General features: G+C 59.9%; 1 protein-coding gene. It reads right to left on the bottom strand.

Annotated features, from left to right (window positions below):
* Positions 1–33: 33 nt before the first annotated feature.
* Positions 34–618: a DUF3486 family protein gene (locus AC4PR2_RS29505; protein WP_492176124.1), complete on the bottom strand. Its 585-nt coding sequence runs from the start codon at positions 616–618 to the stop codon at positions 34–36.
* Between the last annotated feature and the right edge of the window lie 15 nt (positions 619–633).

The raw sequence follows: 633 nt of genomic DNA, 5'->3' as shown, positions 1-633 counted from the left end.
TCTGTCATCGGATACTCTCTCGTTGAACGTGGACTAGGCTTTGCCCAGCAGAATGTCGCGGATTTGGCTTTCCATGCTGGCACTCATGCCATCCTGCCCGCGCAATGCCTCGCTGACCGCGTTGGCCGCTTCTTCCGCGTAGGCCTGGCGGATCTCTTTCTCGCGTTTGTGGCTCATCTCTGCCGTGCGCTCCAGGCGCTGGGCGGCCAGCATGGCTTCCTTGATGAAATCGATATCGATATCGCCGCCGTCCTGGCTGGCTATCTGGTGCTTGCGGATCCCCTTGAAGAGCAGTGAGCGCGCCATCTCCATAATCAGACGGGAGGTTTCACCGGTAGGCTTGTCGCCAAGCTCCGCGGTGAGCGCCGCGGTTTGTTCGCGCAGCTCACGCAAATCACGCGCCAGCCGCTCGTTCTCGGTGGCCAGCCGGTTCACCCCGGAGCGCGACAGTTTTTGCTCAGGCGGCAGCCCGGCGTCTTCAATCAGCCGGTTGATTTCTTCAACAATTTGCAGCTGGGTGATGCGTTTTTCACGCAACATGGAAAAAAGGCGCTTGCGGATATCTTCCGGCAGCAGGTCGACCTTGCTGGCACGGCCGCGGGTGTTTTTTGGCTCCATCGCGACCTCCTTAGC

The organism is Serratia sp. A07, from assembly GCF_058725505.1.
Note: the sequence above shows the minus strand (reverse complement) of the source record. Positions and strands in the feature narration are given on the sequence as shown.

Excerpts from the sequence above, each read along its gene's own strand:
- AC4PR2_RS29505 (WP_492176124.1), bottom strand. The coding sequence starts at position 618 with ATGGAGCCAAAAAACACCCGCGGCCGTGCCAGCAAGGTCGACCTGCTG.